The organism is Streptomyces sp. NBC_00442, assembly GCF_036014195.1.
Classification (GTDB): domain Bacteria; phylum Actinomycetota; class Actinomycetes; order Streptomycetales; family Streptomycetaceae; genus Streptomyces.
On the sequence record NZ_CP107918.1, the window covers coordinates 6,325,857 to 6,348,355 of the forward strand.

20 protein-coding genes and 1 tRNA gene are annotated in these 22,499 nt (G+C 72.2%); 13 read left to right on the plus strand and 8 right to left on the minus strand.

Going from position 1 to position 22,499, the window contains the following annotated elements:
* Nucleotides 1–92: 92 nt before the first annotated feature.
* Both OG432_RS28355 and OG432_RS28360 read left to right on the plus strand, forming a co-directional pair.
* On the plus strand, nucleotides 93–827 hold the full coding sequence (locus tag OG432_RS28355; protein WP_328313796.1) for a molybdopterin-dependent oxidoreductase: 735 nt from the start codon (nucleotides 93–95) through the stop codon (nucleotides 825–827).
* Nucleotides 766–1,461: a cytochrome b/b6 domain-containing protein gene (locus tag OG432_RS28360; protein WP_328313797.1), complete on the plus strand. Its 696-nt coding sequence runs from the start codon at nucleotides 766–768 to the stop codon at nucleotides 1,459–1,461. The genes OG432_RS28355 and OG432_RS28360 overlap by 62 nt, the downstream gene beginning before the upstream one ends.
* On the opposite strand, the gene OG432_RS28365 is transcribed toward OG432_RS28360, so the two are convergent.
* Nucleotides 1,447–2,853, minus strand: a complete 1,407-nt coding sequence (locus OG432_RS28365) for a GntT/GntP/DsdX family permease (protein WP_328313798.1) — start codon at nucleotides 2,851–2,853, stop codon at nucleotides 1,447–1,449. The two genes, OG432_RS28360 and OG432_RS28365, sit on opposite strands and share 15 nt — an antisense overlap.
* 12 nt (nucleotides 2,854–2,865) lie before the next feature.
* Entirely contained in the window at nucleotides 2,866–3,375 is a 510-nt protein-coding gene (locus tag OG432_RS28370) for a gluconokinase (RefSeq protein WP_328313799.1), read from the minus strand.
* A 139-nt stretch (nucleotides 3,376–3,514) separates the two neighbouring features.
* On the opposite strand from OG432_RS28370, the gene OG432_RS28375 reads away from it, so the two are divergent.
* On the plus strand, nucleotides 3,515–4,216 hold the full coding sequence (locus OG432_RS28375; protein WP_328313800.1) for a FadR/GntR family transcriptional regulator: 702 nt from the start codon (nucleotides 3,515–3,517) through the stop codon (nucleotides 4,214–4,216).
* A 209-nt stretch (nucleotides 4,217–4,425) separates the two neighbouring features.
* The gene (locus OG432_RS28380) at nucleotides 4,426–5,883 is read left to right on the plus strand and encodes an amino acid permease (RefSeq protein WP_328313801.1); all 1,458 of its coding nucleotides are present in this window, start codon (nucleotides 4,426–4,428) and stop codon (nucleotides 5,881–5,883) included.
* A 128-nt stretch (nucleotides 5,884–6,011) separates the two neighbouring features.
* Here the strand turns inward: OG432_RS28380 and OG432_RS28385 are convergent, their stop codons facing one another.
* Nucleotides 6,012–6,719, minus strand: coding sequence for a TetR/AcrR family transcriptional regulator (locus tag OG432_RS28385; protein WP_328313802.1), 708 nt, complete (start codon nucleotides 6,717–6,719; stop codon nucleotides 6,012–6,014).
* A 70-nt stretch (nucleotides 6,720–6,789) separates the two neighbouring features.
* Between OG432_RS28385 and OG432_RS28390 the strand changes: the two genes are divergently transcribed.
* The 4 genes from OG432_RS28390 (at nucleotide 6,790) to OG432_RS28405 (ending at nucleotide 11,887) form a co-directional block, all read left to right on the plus strand.
* Nucleotides 6,790–8,346: an APC family permease gene (locus tag OG432_RS28390; protein ID WP_443058475.1), complete on the plus strand. Its 1,557-nt coding sequence runs from the start codon at nucleotides 6,790–6,792 to the stop codon at nucleotides 8,344–8,346.
* A 120-nt stretch (nucleotides 8,347–8,466) separates the two neighbouring features.
* A complete protein-coding gene (locus OG432_RS28395) occupies nucleotides 8,467–10,110 on the plus strand; it encodes an amidohydrolase (RefSeq protein ID WP_328313804.1) in 1,644 nt (547 codons plus the stop codon).
* A gap of 56 nt (nucleotides 10,111–10,166) precedes the next feature.
* Complete coding sequence (locus OG432_RS28400) at nucleotides 10,167–11,252, plus strand: S-(hydroxymethyl)mycothiol dehydrogenase (protein ID WP_328313805.1); 1,086 nt, start codon at nucleotides 10,167–10,169, stop codon at nucleotides 11,250–11,252.
* Nucleotides 11,252–11,887, plus strand: coding sequence for an MBL fold metallo-hydrolase (locus tag OG432_RS28405; RefSeq protein ID WP_328313806.1), 636 nt, complete (start codon nucleotides 11,252–11,254; stop codon nucleotides 11,885–11,887). The genes OG432_RS28400 and OG432_RS28405 overlap by 1 nt, the downstream gene beginning before the upstream one ends.
* A gap of 114 nt (nucleotides 11,888–12,001) precedes the next feature.
* On the opposite strand, the gene OG432_RS28410 is transcribed toward OG432_RS28405, so the two are convergent.
* Nucleotides 12,002–12,946, minus strand: a complete 945-nt coding sequence (locus OG432_RS28410) for a pseudouridine synthase (protein ID WP_328313807.1) — start codon at nucleotides 12,944–12,946, stop codon at nucleotides 12,002–12,004.
* A gap of 197 nt (nucleotides 12,947–13,143) precedes the next feature.
* Between OG432_RS28410 and OG432_RS28415 the strand changes: the two genes are divergently transcribed.
* Complete coding sequence (locus OG432_RS28415) at nucleotides 13,144–14,670, plus strand: beta-ketoacyl-[acyl-carrier-protein] synthase family protein (RefSeq protein WP_328313808.1); 1,527 nt, start codon at nucleotides 13,144–13,146, stop codon at nucleotides 14,668–14,670.
* Nucleotides 14,671–14,736: 66 nt separating this feature from the next.
* On the opposite strand, the gene OG432_RS28420 is transcribed toward OG432_RS28415, so the two are convergent.
* Nucleotides 14,737–14,824 (minus strand) — tRNA-Leu (locus OG432_RS28420).
* A 213-nt stretch (nucleotides 14,825–15,037) separates the two neighbouring features.
* On the opposite strand from OG432_RS28420, the gene OG432_RS28425 reads away from it, so the two are divergent.
* The 3 genes from OG432_RS28425 to OG432_RS28435 all read left to right on the plus strand — a co-directional run bounded on the left by OG432_RS28425 (nucleotide 15,038) and on the right by OG432_RS28435 (nucleotide 17,877).
* A complete protein-coding gene (locus tag OG432_RS28425) occupies nucleotides 15,038–16,369 on the plus strand; it encodes a M20/M25/M40 family metallo-hydrolase (RefSeq protein WP_328313809.1) in 1,332 nt (443 codons plus the stop codon).
* 156 nt (nucleotides 16,370–16,525) lie between these two features.
* Nucleotides 16,526–16,759, plus strand: coding sequence for a chaplin ChpH (gene chpH, locus OG432_RS28430; RefSeq protein ID WP_328313810.1), 234 nt, complete (start codon nucleotides 16,526–16,528; stop codon nucleotides 16,757–16,759).
* A 140-nt stretch (nucleotides 16,760–16,899) separates the two neighbouring features.
* Nucleotides 16,900–17,877, plus strand: a complete 978-nt coding sequence (locus tag OG432_RS28435) for a chaplin (protein ID WP_328313811.1) — start codon at nucleotides 16,900–16,902, stop codon at nucleotides 17,875–17,877.
* 87 nt (nucleotides 17,878–17,964) lie between these two features.
* Here OG432_RS28435 and OG432_RS28440 read toward each other — a convergent pair whose 3' ends face one another.
* Nucleotides 17,965–18,153: a DUF5703 family protein gene (locus OG432_RS28440; RefSeq protein ID WP_328313812.1), complete on the minus strand. Its 189-nt coding sequence runs from the start codon at nucleotides 18,151–18,153 to the stop codon at nucleotides 17,965–17,967.
* Nucleotides 18,154–18,200: 47 nt separating this feature from the next.
* Here OG432_RS28440 and OG432_RS28445 point away from each other — a divergent pair, with 47 nt between their 5' ends.
* Nucleotides 18,201–18,878, plus strand: a complete 678-nt coding sequence (locus tag OG432_RS28445) for a hypothetical protein (protein WP_328313813.1) — start codon at nucleotides 18,201–18,203, stop codon at nucleotides 18,876–18,878.
* A 99-nt stretch (nucleotides 18,879–18,977) separates the two neighbouring features.
* On the opposite strand, the gene OG432_RS28450 is transcribed toward OG432_RS28445, so the two are convergent.
* Together OG432_RS28450 and OG432_RS28455 are read right to left on the minus strand one after the other, a co-directional pair.
* Complete coding sequence (locus tag OG432_RS28450; protein WP_328313814.1) at nucleotides 18,978–21,458, minus strand: helix-hairpin-helix domain-containing protein; 2,481 nt, start codon at nucleotides 21,456–21,458, stop codon at nucleotides 18,978–18,980.
* The gene (locus OG432_RS28455; protein WP_328313815.1) at nucleotides 21,455–22,438 is read right to left on the minus strand and encodes an aldo/keto reductase; all 984 of its coding nucleotides are present in this window, start codon (nucleotides 22,436–22,438) and stop codon (nucleotides 21,455–21,457) included. The genes OG432_RS28450 and OG432_RS28455 overlap by 4 nt, the downstream gene beginning before the upstream one ends.
* Between the last annotated feature and the right edge of the window lie 61 nt (nucleotides 22,439–22,499).

Sequence of the window (22,499 nt, forward strand, 5' to 3'; positions counted from 1 at the left end):
GGCCCGTGCCCCGGGCGGGGAATTTCTGACGGAACGGTGACGTGCGGCCCCGGCCCCTGGCAGGACCGGCCCGCGGGTGTTCGAATCATGGGGTGACACCAGAACCAACGCCTCCGCCCGAGCGGGGCGCACCCGTCGGGCGCCGGCTCGTGCTCGGCATGCTCGGACTCGGCGTGGCCGGCGTCGCCTCCGCCCGCTACCTCCAGGGCGGCCTGGAATCCTTCCTCGGCGCCGCCGCCGACAAGGACCCCACCGGGCTCACCAGCCTGCTGCCCAACGGCGGCGGCTTCCGCTACTACTCGGTCACCTCGTCGGTGCCGAACAAGAGCGCCGCCGACTACCGCCTGAGCGTCGACGGCCTGGTGACCAGGCCGACGTCCTACACACTGGACGCGCTGCGCGCGCTGCCGCAGACCCGCCTGGTGCGCGATGTGCAGTGCGTGACCGGCTGGCGGGTGCCCGGCACCCCCTTCGCCGGGGTCCAGCTGTCCCGCCTCCTGGACGCGGCGGGAGTGCGCCCCGGCGCCGGCGCGGTCCGCTTCACCTGCTTCGACGGCGCGTACAGCGAGAGCCTCACCCTCGAACAGGCGCGCCGCGACGACGTGTTGATCGCCCTGAGCATGCAGGACAAGCCGGTCAGCCACGCGCACGGCGGCCCGGTCCGCCTGTACGTGGCGCCCATGTACTTCTACAAGTCGGCGAAATGGCTCTCCGGGATCACGGTGACGGAGAAGGTCGAGCGGGGATTCTGGGAGGAGCGAGGCTATGACACCGACGCCTGGGTCGGCCGGTCCAACGGACGCGAAGACACCCCCACCGCCTCCTGAACTCCCCTACACGGTACGGAGGTTCACGCCCGGCGTGCGATGGGTGCACCGGGCCACGGCCTGGCTGATGGGCGCCTGTGTGGTCACCGCCGCGATCCTGTACGTCCCGCAGTTCGCCGAGGCGGTCGGCCGCCGTGAACTGGTGGTGCGGGTGCACGAGATCTGCGGGGTGCTGCTGCCCGTGCCGGTCCTGGCCGGGCTCGTGTCGCGCGCCGTCCGGGCGGATCTGGGCCGGCTCAACCGCTTCTACCCGTACGACCGCACCTGGCTGCGCAGCGCCCTGCGCCGGCTGCGCGAGCCGCGGCCCGCTGACAAGTTCAACGCCGGGCAGAAGGTGTACGCGGGCTGGATCGCGGGTGCCTGCCTGGTGATGCTGGGCACCGGCCTGGTGATGTGGTTCACGCACCTCGCGCCCATCGAGGTGCGGATCGGGTCCACGTTCGTCCACGACTGGCTCTCGCTCGCCGTCGGCATCGTCGTCGCCGGACACGTGTGGATGGCGTTCGGCGACCCGGAGGCACGCCGTGGCATGCGTACCGGGTCGGTCGAACGGCGGTGGGCGGAGCGTGAACACCCCTTGTGGGAACCGGGAGGGGACGACGCGGGTCCGGAACCCCGGCTAGACGACGAGTGACAGGAGCAGCACGAAGCCGAGCGACACCACGGAGATGATCGTCTCCATCACCGACCAGGTCTTGACCGTCTGGCCGACGCTCATCCCGAAGTACTCCTTCACCAGCCAGAACCCGGCGTCGTTGACGTGGCTGAAGAAGAGCGAACCGGCGCCGACGGCGAGCACGAGCAGCGCCGCGTGCGCGGTCGACATGTCGGCCGCGAGCGGTGCCACCAGACCCGCGGCGGAGATCGTCGCGACCGTCGCCGAGCCCGTCGCGAGCCGGATCGCGACCGCGATCAGCCAGGCGAGCAGCAGCGAGGGAATCGCCCAGTCCCTGGAGAAGTCCAGGATCATCCGGCCGACACCCACGTCGATCAGCGTCTGCTTGAAGCCGCCGCCCGCGCCCACGATGAGCAGGACGCCCGCGATCGGCGCGAGGGACTTCTCGACGGTCGTCGAGATCCGCTCCTTGGTGAACCCGGCGGCCCGGCCGAGTGTGAAGAGGGCGACCAGGACGGCGGCGAGCAGCGCGATCAGGGGCGAGCCGATGACGTCGGTGACCCGCTGGAGGTGGTTCTTCGGGTCGTCGATCACGATGTCGACCAGCGCCTTGGCCAGCATCAGGACGACCGGAAGCAGCACCGTGGCGAGGGTCGCGCCGAAACTGGGGCGCTTCTCCAGGTCCTCCGAGGGGCGGCTGGGGACCATCGCGTCCGGGGCGGGGATGTCGACCCAGCGGGCGGCGTACTTCGAGAACACCGGGCCCGCGATGATCACCGTAGGAATGGCCACGACCACGCCGAGCGCGAGCGTCACCCCCAGATTGGCGCCGATCGCGTCGATGGCGACGAGCGGCCCCGGGTGCGGGGGAATCAGGCCGTGCATCACCGAGAGGCCGGCGAGCGCGGGGATGCCGATCCGCATCAGGGAGTAGTTGCCGCGCTTGGCGACGAGCAGCACCACCGGGATCAGCAGCACGATGCCGACCTCGAAGAAGAGCGGCAGCCCGATGATCGAGGCGATGGCCACCATCGCCCAGGGCATCGCCCGCCCGCCGGACTTGCCGGCCTTGGCCAGGATGGTGTCGACGATCTGGTCGGCGCCGCCGGAGTCGGCCAGCAGTCTGCCGAGTATGGCGCCGAGCGCGATGAGCACTCCCACGCCGGCGACGGTGCTGCCGAGGCCCGCGCTGAAGCTGGTGATGACCTTGTCGAGGGGCGCGCCCGCGAACGCGCCGAGCGCCAGCGAGCCGATGGTCAGCGCCAGGAAGGCGTGCAGTTTGAAGGTGGTGATGAGCAGGACGATGACGGCGATGCCCGCGAGTACGGCGATGCCCAGCTGGGTGTGGCCGGCCGAGGTGATCGGCTGCGTGGCGTCCGCTGCCAGGAACTCGACGCTGAGTCTGGTCACGGTGGGGATTCCTTAGGTGGTGAGCGTGCGCAGCGCGGCGGCGGCCCGCTCCGCGATGTCCTCGGGGGTGCCGGACACGTCGACGGCGACGCCCGCCTCGTCCGCGCCCAGCGGCTGAAGGGTGGCGAACTGGGAGTCGAGCAGCGCGGCCGGCATGAAGTGGCCCTTGCGCTCGGCCATCCGCCGCTCGATGAGCGCGCGGTCCCCCGTCAGGTGCAGGAAGACGATCCCGGGGGCGGCCGCCCGCAGCCGGTCGCGGTAGCTCCGCTTGAGCGCGGAGCTGCTGACGACGCCGCCGAGCCCGGCCCGGCCGTGCGCCCAGGCGCCGATCGCGTCGAGCCAGGGCCCGCGGTCGGCGTCGTCCAGGGCGATGCCCGCGGACATCTTGGCGACGTTGGCCGCGGGATGGAAGTCGTCGCCCTCGGCGTAGGGGACGCCGAGCCGTGCTGCGACCAGCGGTCCGATGGTGGTCTTGCCGGTCCCGGCAACGCCCATCACCACGATGGTCAGGGGGGAGTTCATGCGGGTGGTGCCTCGCTGTCCTCATCGACATCGATGTCCGTCGCGGCCCACTCAAACTCATTAGGTACGACATATTCAAGAGGTCGTGATGTAAAAGTCATACTTTTAAGGCCCGGGTTCGCGCCCGTAGTCTTGGCCCATGACGACTGGGGCCCGGGGCCTTCACACGCATGTGCTCGACAGCCTGGGCCTGGCCATCACCGCGGGCGAGTACCCGCCCGGCAGCGTGCTGCGCACCGACGAGCTCGCGCAGCGCTTCGACGTCTCGCGCACCGTGGTCCGCGAAGTGGTCCGCGTCCTGGAATCCATGCATCTGGTCGAGTCGCGGCGCCGGGTCGGCGTGACGGTCCGGCCGGCGGAGCAGTGGAACGTGTACGACCCGCAGGTCATCCGGTGGCGTCTGGCCGGCGCCGACCGGCCGCGCCAACTGCGCTCCCTGACCGTGCTGCGCTCGGCCGTGGAGCCGGCCGCGGCCGGGCTCGCCGCCCTGCACGCCACCCCCGCGCAGTGCGCGGCCCTCACCGAGGAGGCCCTCGGCATGGTGGCCACCTCGCGCGGGCGGCAGCTGGAGGCCTACCTCGTGCACGACGTCGCCTTCCACCGGATCGTGCTCAACGCCTCCGGCAACGAGATGTTCGCCCGGCTCGGCGACGTGGTCGCCGAGGTCCTCACCGGCCGCACCCACCACCAGGTCATGTTCCCCGACCCCGACCCGGCAGCCGTCACTTTGCACGTGCGGGTGGCCGCGGCGGTGCGCGAGCGCGACGCCGCGGAGGCCGAACGGCTGACCCGGGAGATCGCGCTCGGCGCCCTCCAGGAGCTCGACGTCCTCGCGCCCTAGGTACGCTGAGCAACAAAAACGCGCACCGGATACCTTTCGGTTACCTCAGAAACAGCTCAAATCTGCCCGTACGTGACATTGGCCACTGCCAAACTGTGCAGACAGCGGGGACTATGGGCGCCGCCGGCTCGTGCCAGGGTGACGACCTGCATCACCGACGCGACCGGTCCCGCACGACCGCATGACCCCTCACAAAGGCGAACTACTCCATGAGTGACCGCACCATGCCTGCGGCCGAGCCCCAGAGTGCCCCCGCGGGGGCGACGACGGGCACCCCCCACATCGACGCCGGTGACGCCGGTTACAGCAAGGACCTCAAGTCCCGCCACATCAACATGATCGCCATCGGCGGCGCGATAGGCACCGGCCTCTTCCTCGGTGCCGGCGGCCGTCTCGCGGGCGCGGGCCCCTCGCTCGCGATCGCCTACGCGGTCTGCGGCGTCTTCGCCTTCTTCGTCGTACGGGCCCTCGGTGAGCTCGTGCTCTACCGTCCCTCCTCGGGCGCCTTCGTCTCCTACGCCCGCGAGTTCATGGGTGAGAAGGGCGCCTACACGGCGGGCTGGCTGTACTTCCTGAACTGGTCGACCACCGCCGTCGCCGACATCACCGCGGCCGCGACCTACGCCCACTTCTGGGCCATGTTCAGCGACGTACCGCAGTGGGTCTGCGCGCTCGTCGCGCTCGCGGTCGTCCTCACCGCCAACCTCATCTCGGTGAAGTACTTCGGCGAGATGGAGTTCTGGTTCGCGATCATCAAGGTCGTCGCACTGGTCGCCTTCATGCTCGTCGGCATCTACCTCGTGGTGACCCAGCACGACGTCGACGGCTCCACGCCGGGCTTCGCCAACATCACCAGCCACGGCGGCATCTTCCCGATGGGCATGCTGCCCATGCTGCTCGTCATCCAGGGTGTCGTCTTCGCGTACGCCTCGGTCGAGCTGTGCGGCGTCGCCGCCGGCGAGACGGAGAACCCGCAGAAGATCCTGCCCAAGGCCATCAACTCGATCATGTGGCGCGTCGGTATCTTCTACGTCGGCTCCGTGGTGCTGCTCGCGCTGCTGCTCCCGTACACCGAGTACTCCGAGGGCCAGAGTCCGTTCGTCACCGTCCTCGACAAGCTCGGCGTGCCCGGTGCGGCCGGCGTGATGAACCTCGTGGTCCTCACCGCGGCGCTCTCCAGCCTCAACTCCGGCCTGTACTCCACCGGCCGCATCCTGCGCTCGATGTCGCTCGCGGGCTCCGCGCCCAAGTTCGTCGGCGTCATGAACAAGGGCAAGGTGCCCTACGGCGGCGTCCTGTTCACCGCCTTCTTCGGCATCCTGGGTGTCGCCCTGAACGGCGTCGTGCCGGACGACGCCTTCGAGATCGTGCTCAACTTCGCCTCCATCGGCATCCTCGGCACCTGGGCGATGATCATGGTCTGCTCGCTGCTGTTCTGGCGCCGCGCCAAGGAGGGCCATCTGGAGCGGCCCTCCTACAAGCTGCCCTGGGCGCCCTACACGCAGATCGTGACGTTGGTCTTCCTCGCCACCGTGGCCTTCTTGATGTGGTACGGCGGGGGAGTGGGCCGCACCACGATCTACTGCCTGCCGATCATCGCGGCGCTGCTCGTCGGCGGCTGGTACGTCGTGCGCAAGCGGGTCGGCGCGATCGCCTCGGGCGAATAGGCCCCGGCCACCGCGCGGGCGCACGGCCCCGGACACGGCCACGCGGCGCCGGCCTCCCGGCGCCCCGGAAGGGCGGCATCCCCGAACCCGGGACGCCGCCCTTCCCCATGCCCGCAGAACGCGCTTCGTCATGCCCCTACGTGCTGCAAGCGGGCGGCGGCCGACGCCAGCATCATCTCCAGGGCCGCCGGATAGGCACTGCGGCCCATCTCCGCGACCAGGGTCGGCGCCGTCGCCGCCACGTTCGGATGAGTGTCCGCGCCGAGCCGTGCGTACCGCTCGCGCCAGGTGCGCTCCTCCAGGGTCCGTGACTCCTTCGGCAGGGTGAGCACGGTCGCGTCGAGGGCCGCGAACGCCAAGGTCTGGTCCACGAACACGTGGTAGATCCGCACCGCCTCGGCGTCCGGGAAGCCGGCCCCGCGCAGGATCGCCAGGATCGTCTCCACCGACCGCATCTCGTGCACCCGCCCGGTCACCCGCGTGCAGGTCAGCACCGCCGCCTGCGGGTGCGCCTGGTAGTCGGCGTGGATCCGCAGCCCCAGCGACCGCAGGTCCGCCCGCCACTCGCCGCCGGGCCGCCACGACCGCAGGGTGCGCCCGATCAGCTCGTCCGCGACCGCGAGCAGCAGGTCGTCCGTGTCCCGGAAGTACCGGTAGAGCGCGCTCGGATCCGCGCCGAGCGCCGTACCGAGCCGGCGCACGGTCAGCGCCGCGGCCCCGTGCTCGCCGATCAGCCGCAGCGCCGTCTCGACGATCAGCTGCTCCGACAGGACCGTGCCCCGCTTGGTGGGCCGGCGTCGCCGCCGTTCCCCGTCCGCCACGACTCGCTCGCTCATGCAGCCGCACCCTAATGACCGCCGCACGTTATGACAACGCCGTTGACGCACCGACTCCACCGGGAGTTCCATGTGCCGCCATCGGGGCCGACGAGCGCCCCTCGGCGAAGGAGCCCGCGTGCGCACTCCCCACGGCAGCGACGACCCACCCGTTCTGCGCAAGAGCCTCGGCGTCGTCGACGGCGTCGCCATCGCCGCCTCCTCCACGGCGGCCACCACCAGCATCGGCATCGGCCTCGGCGTCACCGCGGGCGCCGTCGGCCTGCACCTGCCGATCGTGATGCTGCTCGCCTTCGTCCCGATCCTGGGCATCGCGAGCGCGTACACCCGGCTCAACAAGGTCGAGCCCAACATGGGCAGCGGCTATGTGTGGGTGGGCCGCTCGCTCAGCCCGTGGCTCGGCTTCCTGACCGGCTGGATCGGCATCGTCTCCACCGTCGTCTTCCTCGCCTACACCACCGCCGTCACCGGCTCCGCACTGCTCCAACTGGCCGGCGAGACGGGCCTGGACGCGGTGGGCGGGCTGCGCCTCGACCCCGACTCCACGGCCCAGTCCACCGCGCTCGGCATCGTCGTCCTGGTCGCCGTCACCCTCACCGCGGTCGTCGGCACCCGCTCGGCCGCCACCCTCCAGAAGTGGCTCCTGGTCTTCGAGTACGCGGTGCTGCTCGGCTTCTGCGGCTACGGACTTGTCGAGGGCCCGCACCCCTTCAGCCTCGACTGGCTGAACCCGTTCACCATCCCCTCCGGCCAGGCCCTCGCCCAGGGGCTGCTGCTCTCCGTTTTCTGCTACTGGGGCTTCGACGCGACCTTCAGCGTGAACGAGGAGATACGGGACCCCCAGGACGCCTCCAAAGCCGGACTCATCACCCTCTTCACCATGCTCGGCCTGTTCCTGCTCGGCTCCTTCGCGTTCCAACGCGTCCTCTCTCCGGATGAGTTGGTGGGCCACGGCGCCCAGGGGCTCACCTTCTTCGGCGACCGCCTCGCCGCCCAGCCGCTCGCGGCCCTCCCTCTGCTCGCCCTGGTCCTCTCGGCGGTCGCCTCGCTCCAGTCCGGCGTCATCCCCACCGTGCGCGGCATGTTCGCGATGAGCCGGGACCGCACGCTCGGCCCGCTCTGGCTCAAGGTCAGCCCCCGGTACGGGACCCCGGTCGCGGGCACCGTCGCGATCGGCTGCGTCGCGGCGGCCATCGCCGTCCTCTCGCTGATCATCCCCAAGATCGGCGACCTGATCCTGGCCTCGGTCAACGCCATCGGGATCGTGGTGTCCCTCTACTACGCGCTGACCGCCCTGGCCGCGGCGAGCCGCTTCCGCGGCGCGCTGAGGCAGAGCGCGGGGGAAGCCGTACGGGCCGTCGTGATCCCGACCCTGAGCGCCCTGTTCCTGCTCGGGCTCGGCGGCTACCTCGCCTGGACGTTCGCCACCTCGGCCGACCACTTCGAAGTCAGCCCCGACAACGGCTGGTTCATGCTGGCCTGCCCCGCGGCGATGCTGCTCAGCGGCATCGCCGTCGGCGCCTGGGCCAAGTGGGTAAGGAAATCCCCGTACTTCGTCACCGGTCTGTCGACCGCGGAAGCCGAAGCCGAACCGGCGCCGCTCGGCACCACGCCCGAAGCGGTCTGAACACCCACCCCTGTTCCTGCACCCCCTCTCCTTGTGCCGCACCTCCCTTCTCCCGCGCAGAACATCTCCCGCGCAGAACGTCTCCCCTGCAGAACTCCTCCCGCACAGAACGGATCCCGCATGCGCCACGACCCGGCCGACCTCGTCTTCACCGGCGGCCCCGCCCTCACCCTGGACGCCGCCCGCACCCGGGCCACCACCGTGGCCGTCACCGGGGACCGCGTCACCGCCGTCGGCCACGACGAGGTGCGCGAGCTGATCGGCCCCCGCACGGAAGTCGTCGATCTGGCGGGCAAGTTGCTGGTCCCCGGGTTCCAGGACGCCCATGTCCACCCGGTCTCGGCCGGCATCGAGCTGGCCCGCTGTGACCTCACGGGTCTGCACACGGCCACCGACACCCTGTCCGCCGTACGGGCCTACGCCGACGCCCACCCCGAGCAGACGTGGATCACCGGGGGCGGCTGGTCCATGGAGGCCTTCGAGGGCGGCAGCCCCACCCGCGACCTCCTGGACCGTGTGGTGCCCGACCGTCCCGTCTACCTTCCCAACCGGGACCACCACGGTGCCTGGGTCAACACCCGCGCCCTCACGCTCGCCGGGATCACGCGGGACACCCCCGACCCCGCGGACGGCCGCATCGAGCGCGACGCGTCGGGCGAGCCGACCGGGCTGCTCCAGGAGGGCGCCATGGATCTGGTCGGCCGGCTCACCCCCCGCTCCACCCCCGCCGAACGCCTCGCGGCCCTGCTGCGCGCCCAGGCGCACCTCCACTCGTACGGCATCACCGCCTGGCAGGACGCGATCGTCGGGAACTTCGGCTCGATGGACGATCCCGCCGACGCCTACATGAGCGCCGCCCGCGACGGCTCGCTGACCGCGCGCGTCGTCGGCGCCCTGTGGTGGGACCGTGAGCGCGGCGCCGAACAGATCCCCGAACTGGTGGAGCGGCGAAGGGAGCTGAGCCACGGCCGGTTCCGCGCCGGCTCGGTGAAGATCATGCAGGACGGCGTGGCCGAGACCGGCACCGCGGCCCTGCTCGGCCCCTACCTCGACGCCTGCGGCTGCGCCACCGCCAACACGGGCACCAGCTTCGTCGACCCGGTCCAACTGCGCTCATATGTAACCGAGTTGGACGCCCTCGGCTTTCAGGCCCACTTCCACGCGCTCGGCGACCGGGCGGTGCGCGAGGCGCTCGACGCGGTGCAGGCGGCCCGCGAGAAGAACGGCCGGCGCGACACCCGGCCGCACCTCGCCCACCTCCAGATCGTCCACCCCGACGACATCGGCCGCTTCCGCGCACTCGGCGCCACCGCCAACATCCAGCCCCTGTGGGCCTCCCACGAACCCCAGATGGACGATCTGACCATCCCGTTCCTCGGCGCCGAGCGCGCGGGACGGCAGTACCCCTTCGCGGCGCTGCTCGGCGCGGGCGCGACCGTGGCGGCGGGCTCGGACTGGCCGGTCAGCAGCCCCGATCCGATGCAAGGCATCCACACGGCAGTGAACCGGATCGCGCCCGGCGAGAAGGGCCCGGTGTTCCTGCCGGCCCAGCGGATCGGCCTGAACGCCGCGTTCGCCGCCTACACCTCGGGCACCGCGTACGTGAACCACCTCGACGACACGGGCTCCATCCGCGCGGGCGCCCTCGCCGACCTGGCGGTGCTCGACCGCGACCCCTACGCGGGGCCGCCCGAGGACATCGGCGCCACCCGGGTCCTGGCGACCTACGTCGGAGGCCGACGGGTGCACGAAGCCACCTCATAAGGTGTATTCCTGATACACCCGAATACACCCGACGGTACGAAGCAGGGAGTGGCGGAATGTCGCAGCAGGTCCAAGGGGTCATCGCACCGGGTAAGAACCAGCCCGTACGGGTCGAGACCATCGTGGTGCCCGACCCGGGCCCCGGCGAGGCCGTGGTGAAGATCCAGGCGTGCGGCGTCTGCCACACCGACCTGCACTACAAGCAGGGCGGCATCAACGACGACTTCCCGTTCCTGCTCGGCCACGAGGCGTCCGGGATCGTGGAGTCGGTGGGCGACGGCGTCACCGACGTCGCGCCCGGCGACTTCGTCATCCTCAACTGGCGTGCCGTGTGCGGGAGTTGCCGCGCCTGTCTGCGGGGCCGCCCGCAGTACTGCTTCAACACGCACAACGCGAAGCAGAAGATGACGCTGCTCGACGGTACGGAGCTGTCCCCGGCGCTGGGCATCGGGGCGTTCGCGGAGAAGACCCTGGTCGCGGCCGGCCAGTGCACCAAGGTCGACCCGTCGGTCTCGCCGGCCGTGGCGGGTCTGCTCGGCTGCGGGGTGATGGCGGGCATCGGCGCGGCCATCAACACCGGCAACGTGGGCCGGGGCGACTCGGTCGCGGTCATCGGCTGCGGCGGCGTCGGCGACGCGGCGATCGTGGGGGCCCGGCTCGCGGGCGCGGCGAAGATCATCGCCGTCGACATCGACGACCGCAAGCTGGCCACGGCCACGACGATGGGCGCCACACACACCGTCAACTCCCGTGACCGGGACGTCGTCGAGACGGTCCGCGAGCTCACCGGTGGCAACGGTGCGGACGTCGTCATCGAAGCGGTGGGCCACCCCGAGACGTACAAGCAGGCCTTCTACGCCCGCGACCTGGCGGGCACGGTCGTCCTGGTCGGCGTACCCACCCCGGACATGACCCTGGAACTCCCCCTGCTGGACGTGTTCGGCCGGGGCGGCGCCCTGAAGTCCTCCTGGTACGGCGACTGCCTGCCCTCGCGCGACTTCCCGATGCTCGTCGACCTGCACCAGCAGGGCCGGATCGACCTCGCGGCGTTCGTCACCGAAACGATCGCGCTGGACGAGGTCGAGAAGGCCTTCGCGCGGATGCACGAAGGCGACGTGCTGCGTTCGGTGGTGGAGTTCTGATGACCGTTCGCGCGCGTATCGATCACCTGGTCACGTCCGGCACGTTCAGCCTCGACGGGGGCACGTGGGACGTCGACAACAACGTGTGGATCGTCGGGGACGACGAGGAGGCCGTCGTCATCGACGCGGCGCACGACGCGGACGCGATCCTGGCGGCGCTCGGCGGCCGGGCCCTGCGGGCGATCCTGTGCACCCACGCCCACAACGACCACATCGACGCGGCGCCGGCCCTCGCGGAGGCGACGGGCGCGCCGATCCTCCTCCACGCGGACGACCTCCCGCTGTGGAAGCAGACCCACCCGGACCGGCTCCCCGACGGTGAACTCACCGATGGCGAGGCGGTGTTGGTCTCCGATGTGGTCCTCAGGGTCCTGCACACACCGGGCCACGCGCCCGGCGCGGTCTGCCTCCACGCCCCGGCCCTCGGCACGGTCTTCACCGGCGACACGCTGTTCGCCGGCGGCCCCGGCGCGACGGGCCGCTCGTTCTCCGACTTCCCGACGATCATCGATTCGCTCAGGGAGCGGGTGCTGACGCTGCCGCCGGAGACGATCGTTCGTACGGGGCACGGGGACACGACGACGATCGGGGCGGAGGGGCCGAGCCTGGGGGAGTGGGTGGCGCGGGGGCACTGAGGGCGTGGGGGCGTGGGGCGTTCGCGCAGTTCCCCGCGCCCCCGACGGGGTCTGGCTGAGGCATACCCCCGCCTTGAGGTGCGAACGGGGTCTGGGGCGGAGCCCCCGGGCGGGCTAGCCGGGCTGGGGGTCCGGCCAGGCCGCCAGGGAGAGCCCGCTCTCGAAGCGGTGGGGGTGCCCGGTCACCGGGTCGGTGAACTCCAGCACCCTCGCCAGGAGTTGCAGCGGATCCGCGAAATCCCCCGGCTCCGCCTCCGGCAACACCTCCGGATACACCGGGTCGTTCAGAATGGGCACCCCGAGCCCGTTCATGTGGACCCGCAGCTGATGGGTGCGACCGGTCGCGGGCACCAACCGGTACCGACCGAGCGCACCCCGCCGCCCGACCAGCTCCACCCCGCTCTCCGCGTTCGGCTCACCCGCCACCTCCCGCGCGGCCATGACGCCCCGCTCCTTCACGATGCGGCTGCGCACGATCGCGGGGAGCACCACACCGGGGTCGTACGCCGCCACCGCCTCGTACTCCTTGCGCACCCGGCGCCCGCTGAACAGCCCCTGGTAGGCGCCCCGGTCCTCGGGCCGTACGACGAAGAGCGCGAGCCCCGCGGTCAGCCGGTCGAGCCGGTGGGCGGGCTGCAGTGAGGGCAGTTCCAGATCCCGCCGCAACCGGGCCACCGCCGTCTCGGTGATGTGGCTGCCCCGCGGCGTGGTGGCGAGGAAGTGCGGCTTGTCCGCGATGACGATCCGCTCGTCGCGGTACACGATCTCCACCTCGAACGGCACCGGCACCTCCGGCGCGAAGTCCCGGTGGAACCAGACATGCGTACCGGCGCGGTACGCCTCGGTGCCGCGCAGCACCCCCTCCGCCCCCACGAACCGCCCCTCGCGCAGCATCGCGGCCACCCGCTCCGCGCCGATCGCGCCCTCGAACCGGCCCGTCAGATGGTCGCCGACGGTTGCCCAGATCCCCTCGGGGTCGGCGGGCAGCCGCACACGCACCGGATCGATGCCGTTGCGCTGCGCGAGCGGTGCGGCCGGGGGTGTTGATCTGCGTCTCACGGAACCAGAGAACCCCACCACCCTCGCGAAAGGCAAGAGAACCCCAGGTCAGCGCGGCGACCGGGCCATGCGAAGCATGCTCCGGGCCGCGAGCCGGATCTCCCTGGACTGCCTGATCCGCGTTCCGGAGGCATGCTCTGCCTAGGGGATTGGTGCCGGAACATCCAGGTATGCGACGTACGGAGCAAGGGTCCACGATGAACGAAGAGTCGGTCATGGGCGGCGCCTGCCATCTGCTCACCACGGGCGAGCTGGTGCCGGGAGACGTCATCGCCACGGACCCCGACCGCCCCTGGCTCGTGGTGGTGGGTACGGCGCCCGCGACCGAGACGAGGACCAGGCTGTATCTGCGCCCCCTGACCGGCGGCCCGGATCTGGAGCGCGTGCTTCCGCGCTACGAACGCCAAGTGGTCCGCGCCACACGGGTCGACCCCGCCGGCCTGTCCGGCCCGGCGCGGTCCGCGGCGCCCGGCGCGCGCCGGGTGGTGGTGACCGGCGTGGGCGCCCTCAGTCCGCTCGGCGGCGACGCGCCACACCTGTGGCAGGGGCTCCTCGACGGCCGCTGCGGGGTCGGGCTCGTGGAGGGGCCCGGCTTCGACGGGCTGCCCGTGCGCCTGGCCGCGCGGGCCTCGGTCGACCCGGCCGCGCTGCTGCCGAGGCCGGTGGCGCGCAGGATGAACAGGTCCGCGCAGTTCGCCCTGCTCGCCGCCCGCGAAGCCTGGCGCGACGCGGGGCTCGACCCGGCCGGGACGGCGGCCTCCGGGCTGCGACCCGACCGCACCGGGGTGTCGATGGGCACGATCATCGGCGGCGCCCCCGTCCTCGTCGAGAGCCGGCTCGCCCTCGACGAGCGCGGGCCGAGAGCGGTCTCCCCGCACACCACGCCCATGATCGTGCCCTCGGCGTCGGCCGCCCAGATATCCAAGGACCTGGACATCCGCGGCCAGTGCAGAACCTTCGTCTCCGCGTGCGCGTCCGGCACGGAGGCGATCGGACAGGGCATCGACGCGATCCGTGCCGGCCGGATCGACCTCGTCGTCGCGGGCGGCACCGAAGCGGTGATCACCCCGGAGATCCTCGCCGCCTTCGCCGCGATGCGGGCCGTGTCCACGCGCAATGGTCAACCCGAGCACGCGTCACGGCCGTTCGACGCGGCGCGCGACGGCTTCGTCCTCGGTGAGGGCGCCGGAGTGATCGTCCTGGAGAGCGAGGAGCACGCCCGTGCCCGTGACGCCCGCGTCTACTGCGAGGCGGCCGGCTGGGGTCTGTCCGCCGATGCCCACCACATGGCGGCGCCGCAGCCAGAGGGCCGCGGCATCGAGGCGGCACTGCGAACGGCCCTCGCGGACGCCGGTGCCACGACCGGCGACGTGGCCCACATCAACGCGCACGCCACGGCCACCGTCGAAGGCGACCGCACCGAGGCCCTCGCCCTGTGCCGGCTCTTCGGCAGCCAGATCCGGGACGTCCCGGTCACCGCGAACAAGGGCGCTCTCGGCCACCTCCAGGGCGGGGCGGGCGCGGTGGAAGCCGTCGCAGCGATCCTCACCCTGCGCAACGGCCTGATCCCGCCCACCGTCGGCTGCGACGACCCCGAGGACGGTCTCGGCCTGGACATCGTCCGCGAGAGCCCCCGCGCCCTGCCGCCGTACGGCGACGTGGTCCTCAGCAACTCCTTCGGCTTCGGCGGCCACAACGCGGTGCTGGCCCTGCGCAGGATGTGACACCGGCGGCCCGCGGGCACGCGTGGCCCCGAACGCAGAAGAACCCCACCGAAGTGGGGTTCCCGCTGGTGTCCGAGGGGGGACTTGAACCCCCACGCCCGATAAAGGGCACTAGCACCTCAAGCTAGCGCGTCTGCCATTCCGCCACCCGGACAAGGTGTCTGTCTCGCGGGCCGTGCCCGTTCCGACGTGGAAAACAATAGCAAACATCCGAGGGTGCTCGATCACCTCCCTGGCCTGCATGAACTGCCTGTGCGCACGACCTGCGTGAACTCCGCGTGTCGGCGGGAAGCCGCCCTTGGGCGCCGAGGGGGCGCGGGGGCAGGATGGACAGGGACGACACGGAGCGACAGCGGGAGGAAGCAGCGTGAGCGAATCGAGCACGACCCGGACCGGAGGCCTGACCGGTGAGGACGAGGTCGTCGACCTCTGCCGCGATCTGATCAGGATCGACACCAGCAACTACGGCGACCACTCGGGGCCCGGAGAGCGCGCGGCGGCGGAGTACGTCGCGGAGAAGCTCGCGGAGGTCGGCCTCGAACCGAAGATCTTCGAGTCGCACAAGGGCCGCGCCTCCACCGTGGCCCGCATCGCGGGTGAGGACCCCTCGCGACCCGCGCTGCTCATCCACGGCCACACCGACGTCGTACCCGCCAACGCGGCCGACTGGACCCACGACCCGTTCGGCGGCGAGATCGCCGACGGCTGCGTCTGGGGCCGCGGCGCGGTCGACATGAAGGACATGGACGCGATGACCCTCGCGGTCGTGCGCGACCGGCTGCGCAGCGGCCGCAAGCCCCCGCGCGACATCGTCCTGGCCTTCCTCGCCGACGAGGAGGCCGGCGGCACCTACGGCGCGCGCTTCCTCGTCGACAAGCACCCCGAACTCTTCGAGGGCTGCACCGAGGCGATCAGCGAGGTCGGCGGGTTCTCGTTCACCGTCAACGAGAACCTCCGGCTCTACCTCGTCGAGACGGCCCAGAAGGGCATGCACTGGATGAAGCTGACCGTGGACGGCACCGCCGGACACGGCTCGATGATCCACAAGGACAACGCCATCACCGAGCTGTCCGAGGCGGTGGGGCGCCTCGGCCGGCACAAGTTCCCGGTGCGGGTGACCAAGACGCTGCGGCACTTCCTCGACGAGCTCGGGGACGCGCTCGGCACCGAGCTCGACCCGGAGAACATGGACGGCACGCTCGCCAAGCTCGGCGGCATCGCCAAGCTCATCGGCGCCTCGCTCCAGAACACCGCCAACCCGACGCAGCTGGGCGCCGGTTACAAGGTCAACGTGATCCCCGGACAGGCCACCGCGCACGTCGACGGGCGCTTCCTGCCGGGGTACGAGGAGGAGTTCCTCGCCGATCTGGACCGGATCCTGGGGCCCCGGGTCAAGCGGGAGGACGTCCACGCCGACAAGGCCCTGGAGACCACGTTCGACGGTGCCCTGGTCGACGCCATGCAGACCGCGCTGCGCGCCGAGGACCCGATCGCCCGCGCCGTGCCGTACATGCTCTCGGCCGGCACCGACGCCAAGTCCTTCGACGACCTCGGCATCCGCGGGTTCGGCTTCGCCCCCCTGAAGCTGCCGCCGGAGCTGGACTTCGCCGGGATGTTCCACGGCGTGGACGAGCGGGTGCCGGTCGACGGCCTGAAGTTCGGCGTACGGGTTCTGGACCGCTTCATCGACGCGTCCTGACGGCTGCCCGGCCCGCACTCGATTAATCGTCTGAGCGTACGTGTCTTACTGAAAAGAGTGAATGCACTCATATGCTCGTAGCCCCATAACTTCCCCCTCGTTACAGGGTGTGCGGTCCGCGGCTGGGATCGCACATATGCCAACAAGGAGGAAGTAATGATCAAGAAGGTTGTCGCTGCTGCGGCTGTCACCGGTGGTCTGGTTCTCGCGGGTGCGGGCATGGCCGTCGCGGATGCGGGTGCCCAGGGTGCCGCTGTGAACTCCCCGGGTGTCGCGTCCGGCAATGTCATCCAGGTCCCCGTTCACGTGCCGGTGAACCTGTGCGGCAACACCGTTTCCGTGATCGGGCTGCTGAACCCCGCCTTCGGCAACACCTGCATCAACAAGTGACGTTGTGCCTCAACCCGTAAGGGTCTGAGCCGGGCGGCCCCGGAGTGCGCGCCATGCACTCCGGGGCCGCCCGGCGTTTCAGAGCTCGGGCGCAACGGCGCGGCGGGCTTTCCGGAAGGCAGAAGGCAGGGAACGAAACCATGCGACAGGTCACCCGCAAGTCACTGATCACCATGGCGGCCGCGAGCGGCGTCATCGCCATGGGCAGCGGCGCCGCACACGCCGACTCGGCGGCCCGGGGCAGCGCCTCGGACTCGCCGGGCGTGCTGTCCGGCAACGCCGTTCAGGTCCCGGTACACGTGCCGGTCAACGTCTGCGGCAACACCGTCAACGTGATCGGCGCGCTCAACCCGACGTTCGCCAACAGCTGTGCCAACAAGGGCGGCGGGACGGGCGGCGCCGGTCACCGGGGCGCGGGGGCGAGCGCGAGCGGTCACACCAGTAACTCGCCCGGCGTCGGATCGGGCAACACCATCCAGGCGCCCGTCGACGTACCGGTGAACGTCTGCGGCAACAGCGTGAACGTGGTGGGCATCGGCAACCCGGCGTACGGCAACGACTGCGCGAACGACGAGGGCGGCGCCCCCGGCCACCCGCAGCACCCGGGCCACCCCGGACAGCCCCAGCACCCCGGACAGCCCCAGCACCCGGGCCACCCCGGCCATCCGCAGCACCCCGGGCACCCGGGACAGCATCAGCCGCCGTGCACTCCGGGTCAGCCGGGACACCCCGGGCAGCCCGGTCAGCCGGGTCAGCCGGGACACCCCGGGCAGCCCGGTCAGCCGGGACACCCGGGACAGCCCGGTCACCCCGGACAGCCTGGGCACCCCGGGCAGCCCGGTCACCCGGGACAGCCCGGTCAGCAGCACCCCGGGCAGCCCGGTGTGCCGCAGCACCCGGTCGGTCCGATCGCGCACCACCCCGTGACGCCCGCACACCCGGTCGCGCCCGGCACGGCGGTCACCCCGGGCAGCCGGACGGTCACCGCCGCCGCGACACAGGCTCCGGCCATGCTGGCGCACACCGGCTCCGAGGGCCTGGGCCTCGCCCTCCCCGCCGCCGCCGGCCTGGTGCTCGGCGGAGCGGTGCTCTACCGCCGCGGGCGCGCCGCGCAGTAGGACCGCGGCCGTGACCCACGACGGTCATGACGGAGCGGGTCCCGCACGCGCGGGGCCCGCTCCGTCGTCACCGCGTGCTCACCACGGTCACCACGTGGCTCGCACCTGGCGGATGATCCGCCTGCGCAGCCGCACACGACGGCTGCCGTCCCGGTGGAGACTCAGTCGGTCCAACTCCCAGTGTCCGTACTCGGCATGGTCGGTCAGCAGACGCGTCGCCTCGCCGCGGGAGACCCCGCGCGGGACGTACACGTCGACAAATTCGTATTCCGGCATCGCATCTATTGTGCGGGCAGAGCCCCGGTACGGATAGCGTCTGCCCTATGTCTGATGCTGCGCAGCCCACCGCTGCCGAGGTACGTGCCGCCGCCGAGGCGGTCAAAGCCGCGCTGGACCGTCACCTCGATGCGGTGGAACGCCGCACCGGGGACGACGATCCGGCCGTGTACGAGGCGTTCAACGCGCTCGCGGCGGCGGCCGAGGCGTACGACGAGCGGCTCTACGACCGCTACGACGAGGTGACCCCCTTCGAGATCCCCGGCGCCGACGACTCCCTGCCGCCCTACGCGGGCCCCGAGGAGCCGCACGCCCTCAGCGTCCTCATTCGCCGTGACTACGCCGTGGCCGAGCCCCACCGGCTGCTCGCGCAGGCGCAGCGGATCACCGATCTCGACCCGGGCGCGGACGAGACGGACGAGGGCGAGCACACCCTGCCGGTCGTCGGCAGCAGCGTCCACGCCGCGCTCGGCGTGCTGTTCGGAGAGTACGAGCCGGACGAAATCGCCTCGCGGCACAAGGAGTTCGGCCTGGAGGAGGGGGACTCCACGCTGTGGGTCTCGGCCTCCGAGGAGCTTCCCGAGCCGGGCGAGTGGCTCAGCACGCCCTTCGACCACGCCGATCCCCAGCGCGTGGTCTGCCGCTTCGACGTGAGCGCCGTCTTCGACGAGGAGGAACTGGAGGACGACCTCGACGAGGAGGACGACCTCCGGACGGCCCCCTGACCCGGTTCCCGCCCCCGGCACACGGCGAAGAGGCCGCGCACCCCGATCTCGGGGTGCGCGGCCTCTTGCGTGTGCGCCGGACGCCGGCCTGCGTGGCGGCTACTCCGAGGTCTTCAGGAGGCCGTGCAGCAGCGGGGCGAGGCGGGTCGTGCGCGGCGCCGGGAGGATCTCCGCCACCGCCCGCGGCAGCGCCTGGTCGACGCCGTGCACGACGGACAGATGCCGCTCCGCCCGCCCGAACGCCGTGTAGACCCAGGCCCGGTCGAGCCCCTGCGCCGCGTCTCCCGGCAGCACCACGACCACCGCGGGCCAGCGCATCCCGGCAGCCTGGTGCGCGGTGAGCGCCCAGCCGTGCCGCAGCGCGGCCTCGACCCGCTCCTTCGGTACGAGAACGGGGGTGCCGGCGCAGTCGAGCCGCAGTCCCTCCGCGTCCGCCCCGACGACCGTGCCCGTCAGCGTGCGCCCCGGGGCCTGCGCGTACGCCACCCGGTCGGCCGGGTCGAACCCGCCGAAGCGGCCGGGCCCGGGGTTGAGGCGCTGCTTGAGGGCCGCGTTCAGCGCGCGGGTGCCCGCCGAGCCGCCGTGGCCGACCGTGACGACCTGCGTCTGCTCCGCCGGGATGCCGATCGCCCGGGGGATGGAGTCGGCGAGGAGCTGGACGGAGCGGTGCACGGCCTCGCCCGCGTCCCGTACGGGAACGATGACGACTTCCTTGCCGGGGGCCTCGACCTGGTTGAGCTCGCCGATGCCGATGCCCGAGACCAGCTCGCCGACCGGCCCGGGATCGGGCACGCGCGAGGCCACCACGGGACAGATCCGGGCGCTCAGCACGTCGTGGAAGACCAGGCCCGCGCCGACCGGGCGGAGCACGCCCGGGTCCCCGCTCAGGACGAGACGGCAGCCGTCGGGCAGCGACTCCACGAGCACGGCCGCGGTCTCCACGTCGAGCTGTGTGGCGTCCTGCACCACCAGGACGTCCAGGGCGAGTGCGCCCTCCGCGTCCCGTCCCGGGCCGTCGCCCGACAGCAGGCCCGCGACGGTGAACGCGGCCAGCGGGCCGGTCAGTTCGGCCAGGCGGCGCTGCCCGTCCGCCGTGTGTGCCGCGCCCGCGGCCCTCAGCCCGGCGGCCGCGGCCGCCGTCACCACGGCCGCCGACTCGGCGCGCGCGGCCTCGCCGCCGGTGTGCGCCACCAGGCCGCTGCCGGCGACCGCGCGGACCAGCTCGCCGCCCTCGGGCCACACCGAACCGTCGTCGCGCACCGGCGAGTTGAGCAGCCGGGCAAGGCCGTCGGCCAGGCTCTCCTCGGCCAGCGCGTACCGGTCGAGTCCGAGCAGGATCTCGACCGGCTCCGCCTCGTCCGTCCCGTCCACCGCCTCGGCCTCGTCGTCCGTGGCGTCGTCGCGTGCGTCGTCGAGACCCGGCCCTTCCGCGAGGCCGTCCTGGAAGACCAGCACCACGCCCTCGGCGACGGCCAGGTTCACCGCCTCGTCCGGATCGGGGACGGACCGGGCGGCCAGGGCCTTGCGCACGTCCTCGGCGGGCAGCGCGGTGTGTCCCCGCACGGCCGCCTGCTCCAGGATCCAGCCGACCAGCGCGGCCGCCCTGCGCTCGTCGTCGGGCCGGCACTCGGCGCCGAGCAGCGCGCGGGCGAAGCCGTCGGCCTGCTCGGGACGGACGCCGGGCACCGCCAGGAGCTGCCACGGATCGGCGCCGAGGCGCTCGGCCGCCTGCTCGCCGAGGGTGGCGGTGACCTGAGCGGCCAGCGAGTCGGGGGCTCCGCCCCGGGTCAGCACGGCCCGTGCGGCGGCGAGGGCGTCGTCCGACGGGGCGGGCACCTGCGCGGGTTCGGCGGCGCGGGGCCGGGCCTGAGCCGGGTCGTGGGCCGGGGTGGGTGCGGGCCTGCGGGGGGCGGGCGGCGGTCCCGCGAAGAACGCGGCTCCCGACTTCTCGCCCTTCTCGACGGCCCGTACCGCCGCGAGCAGGTCGGCGGCCTGCCCGCTCAGCTTCGTGCCGGCCGGGATCGGGGCCTCCTTCTCGGCCTTGCGCTGCTCGATCCTGGCCCGCAACTCCCGCTGCGCGGCGAGCTCGGCGGCGGCCTCGGACATCTCCGGAGTCGCGTCACCGGCCGCGTCACCGGCCGCATCACCGGGTGCGCCGTCCGTCGACTCGGCCGTCGTCCCGTCCGGCGCCTCATCCGTCGTGTCACCGGCCTCGGAGCCGCCGCCCGCCGCGCCCCGCCCGGTGTCCCCGGACGCGTCGTCGGGCCGCGGCTCCCCGGCGGATGCCTCGGCACCCGCGACCCCGTCGACCACCTCGCCCCCGTCGGCTTCGTCGACCCCATCGGCCACGTCGCCTCCATCGGCCCCGGCGCCCTCGGCGGCGGCACCCACCGAGGCCTCGGCCCCGGCCTCGGCGTCCGCGACGCTCTCCGCGGCTTCTGCGCCCCCGGTCGACGCGCCGGCCGACCGCGGCCCGACCGCGCTCGCGTCACCGCTCCCGCCCTCGCCGGCGGGCTCGGCGGGCTCGGCGGGTTCGTCGGCCGTGGATCCAGGGGCCGAGCCCTGGGGAAGCGCAGTCACAGCGTGCTCCAGTCCTGATCGGGATAGCGGTGCACGGGCGCCGACACATCGTCGAGCGCCTGGCAGATCTCGTCAGGAAGACTAAGGGCCTCCACTGACAAAGCCGCCGCGAGCTGGTGCGCGTTGCGCGCGCCGACGATCGGCGCCACCACTCCCGGACGGTCCCTCACCCACGCGAGCGCCACCTGAAGGGGTGTCGCGTTGAGCCCGTCCGCGGCTATCGAGAGGGCGTCGACGATCCGGCTCGCCGCGTCGTCGAGGTAGGGCGCGACGAACCCCGAAAGGCCGTCCGACGCGCCCCGCGAATCCGCGGGCGTGCCGTGCCGGTACTTGCCCGTCAGCACGCCCCGCCCCAGCGGCGACGACGGCAGCAGACCCACCCCGAGGTCGAGGGCGGCCGGCAGCACCTCGCGCTCCACCCCGCGCTGAAGCAACGAGTACTCCATCTGGGTGCTCGCGAGGCGGGTCCGTACGCCCGGCGCGGCCAGCTGCCAGGTCGCGGCCTTGGCCAGCTGCCAGCCGCTGAAGTTGGAAATGCCGGCATAGCGCGCCCGACCGCTGCTGACGGCGATGTCGAGCGCCTGGAGCGTCTCCTCCAGCGGGGTCGCGCAGTCGAAGGCGTGGACCTGCCAGAGGTCCACGTGGTCGGTGCCGAGCCGTTGCAGCGAGGCGTCGAGCGCGCTCAGCAGATGGCCGCGCGAACCGTCGAAGCGGCGGTCGGGGTCGGGCACACTGCCCGCCTTGGTCGCCAGGACCAGGTCCCTGCGCGGCACGAGACGCATCATCATCTGCCCCAGCAGATACTCCGCGTCCCCGCCGCCGTACACGTCCGCCGTGTCGATCAGCGTGCCGCCGGCCTCCCAGAAGGCCTTCAGGAGATCGGCGGCGTCCTGCTCGCCGACGTCCCTGCCCCAGGTGAGAGTGCCGAGCCCGATCCGGGATACGCGCAGGCCCGTGCGGCCGAGATGCCTCTGCTCCATGGGCGCTGAGATTACTGGCCAGGGGCCCACGGGGAGAGAGCCTGTGGACAACTCGGCCCTG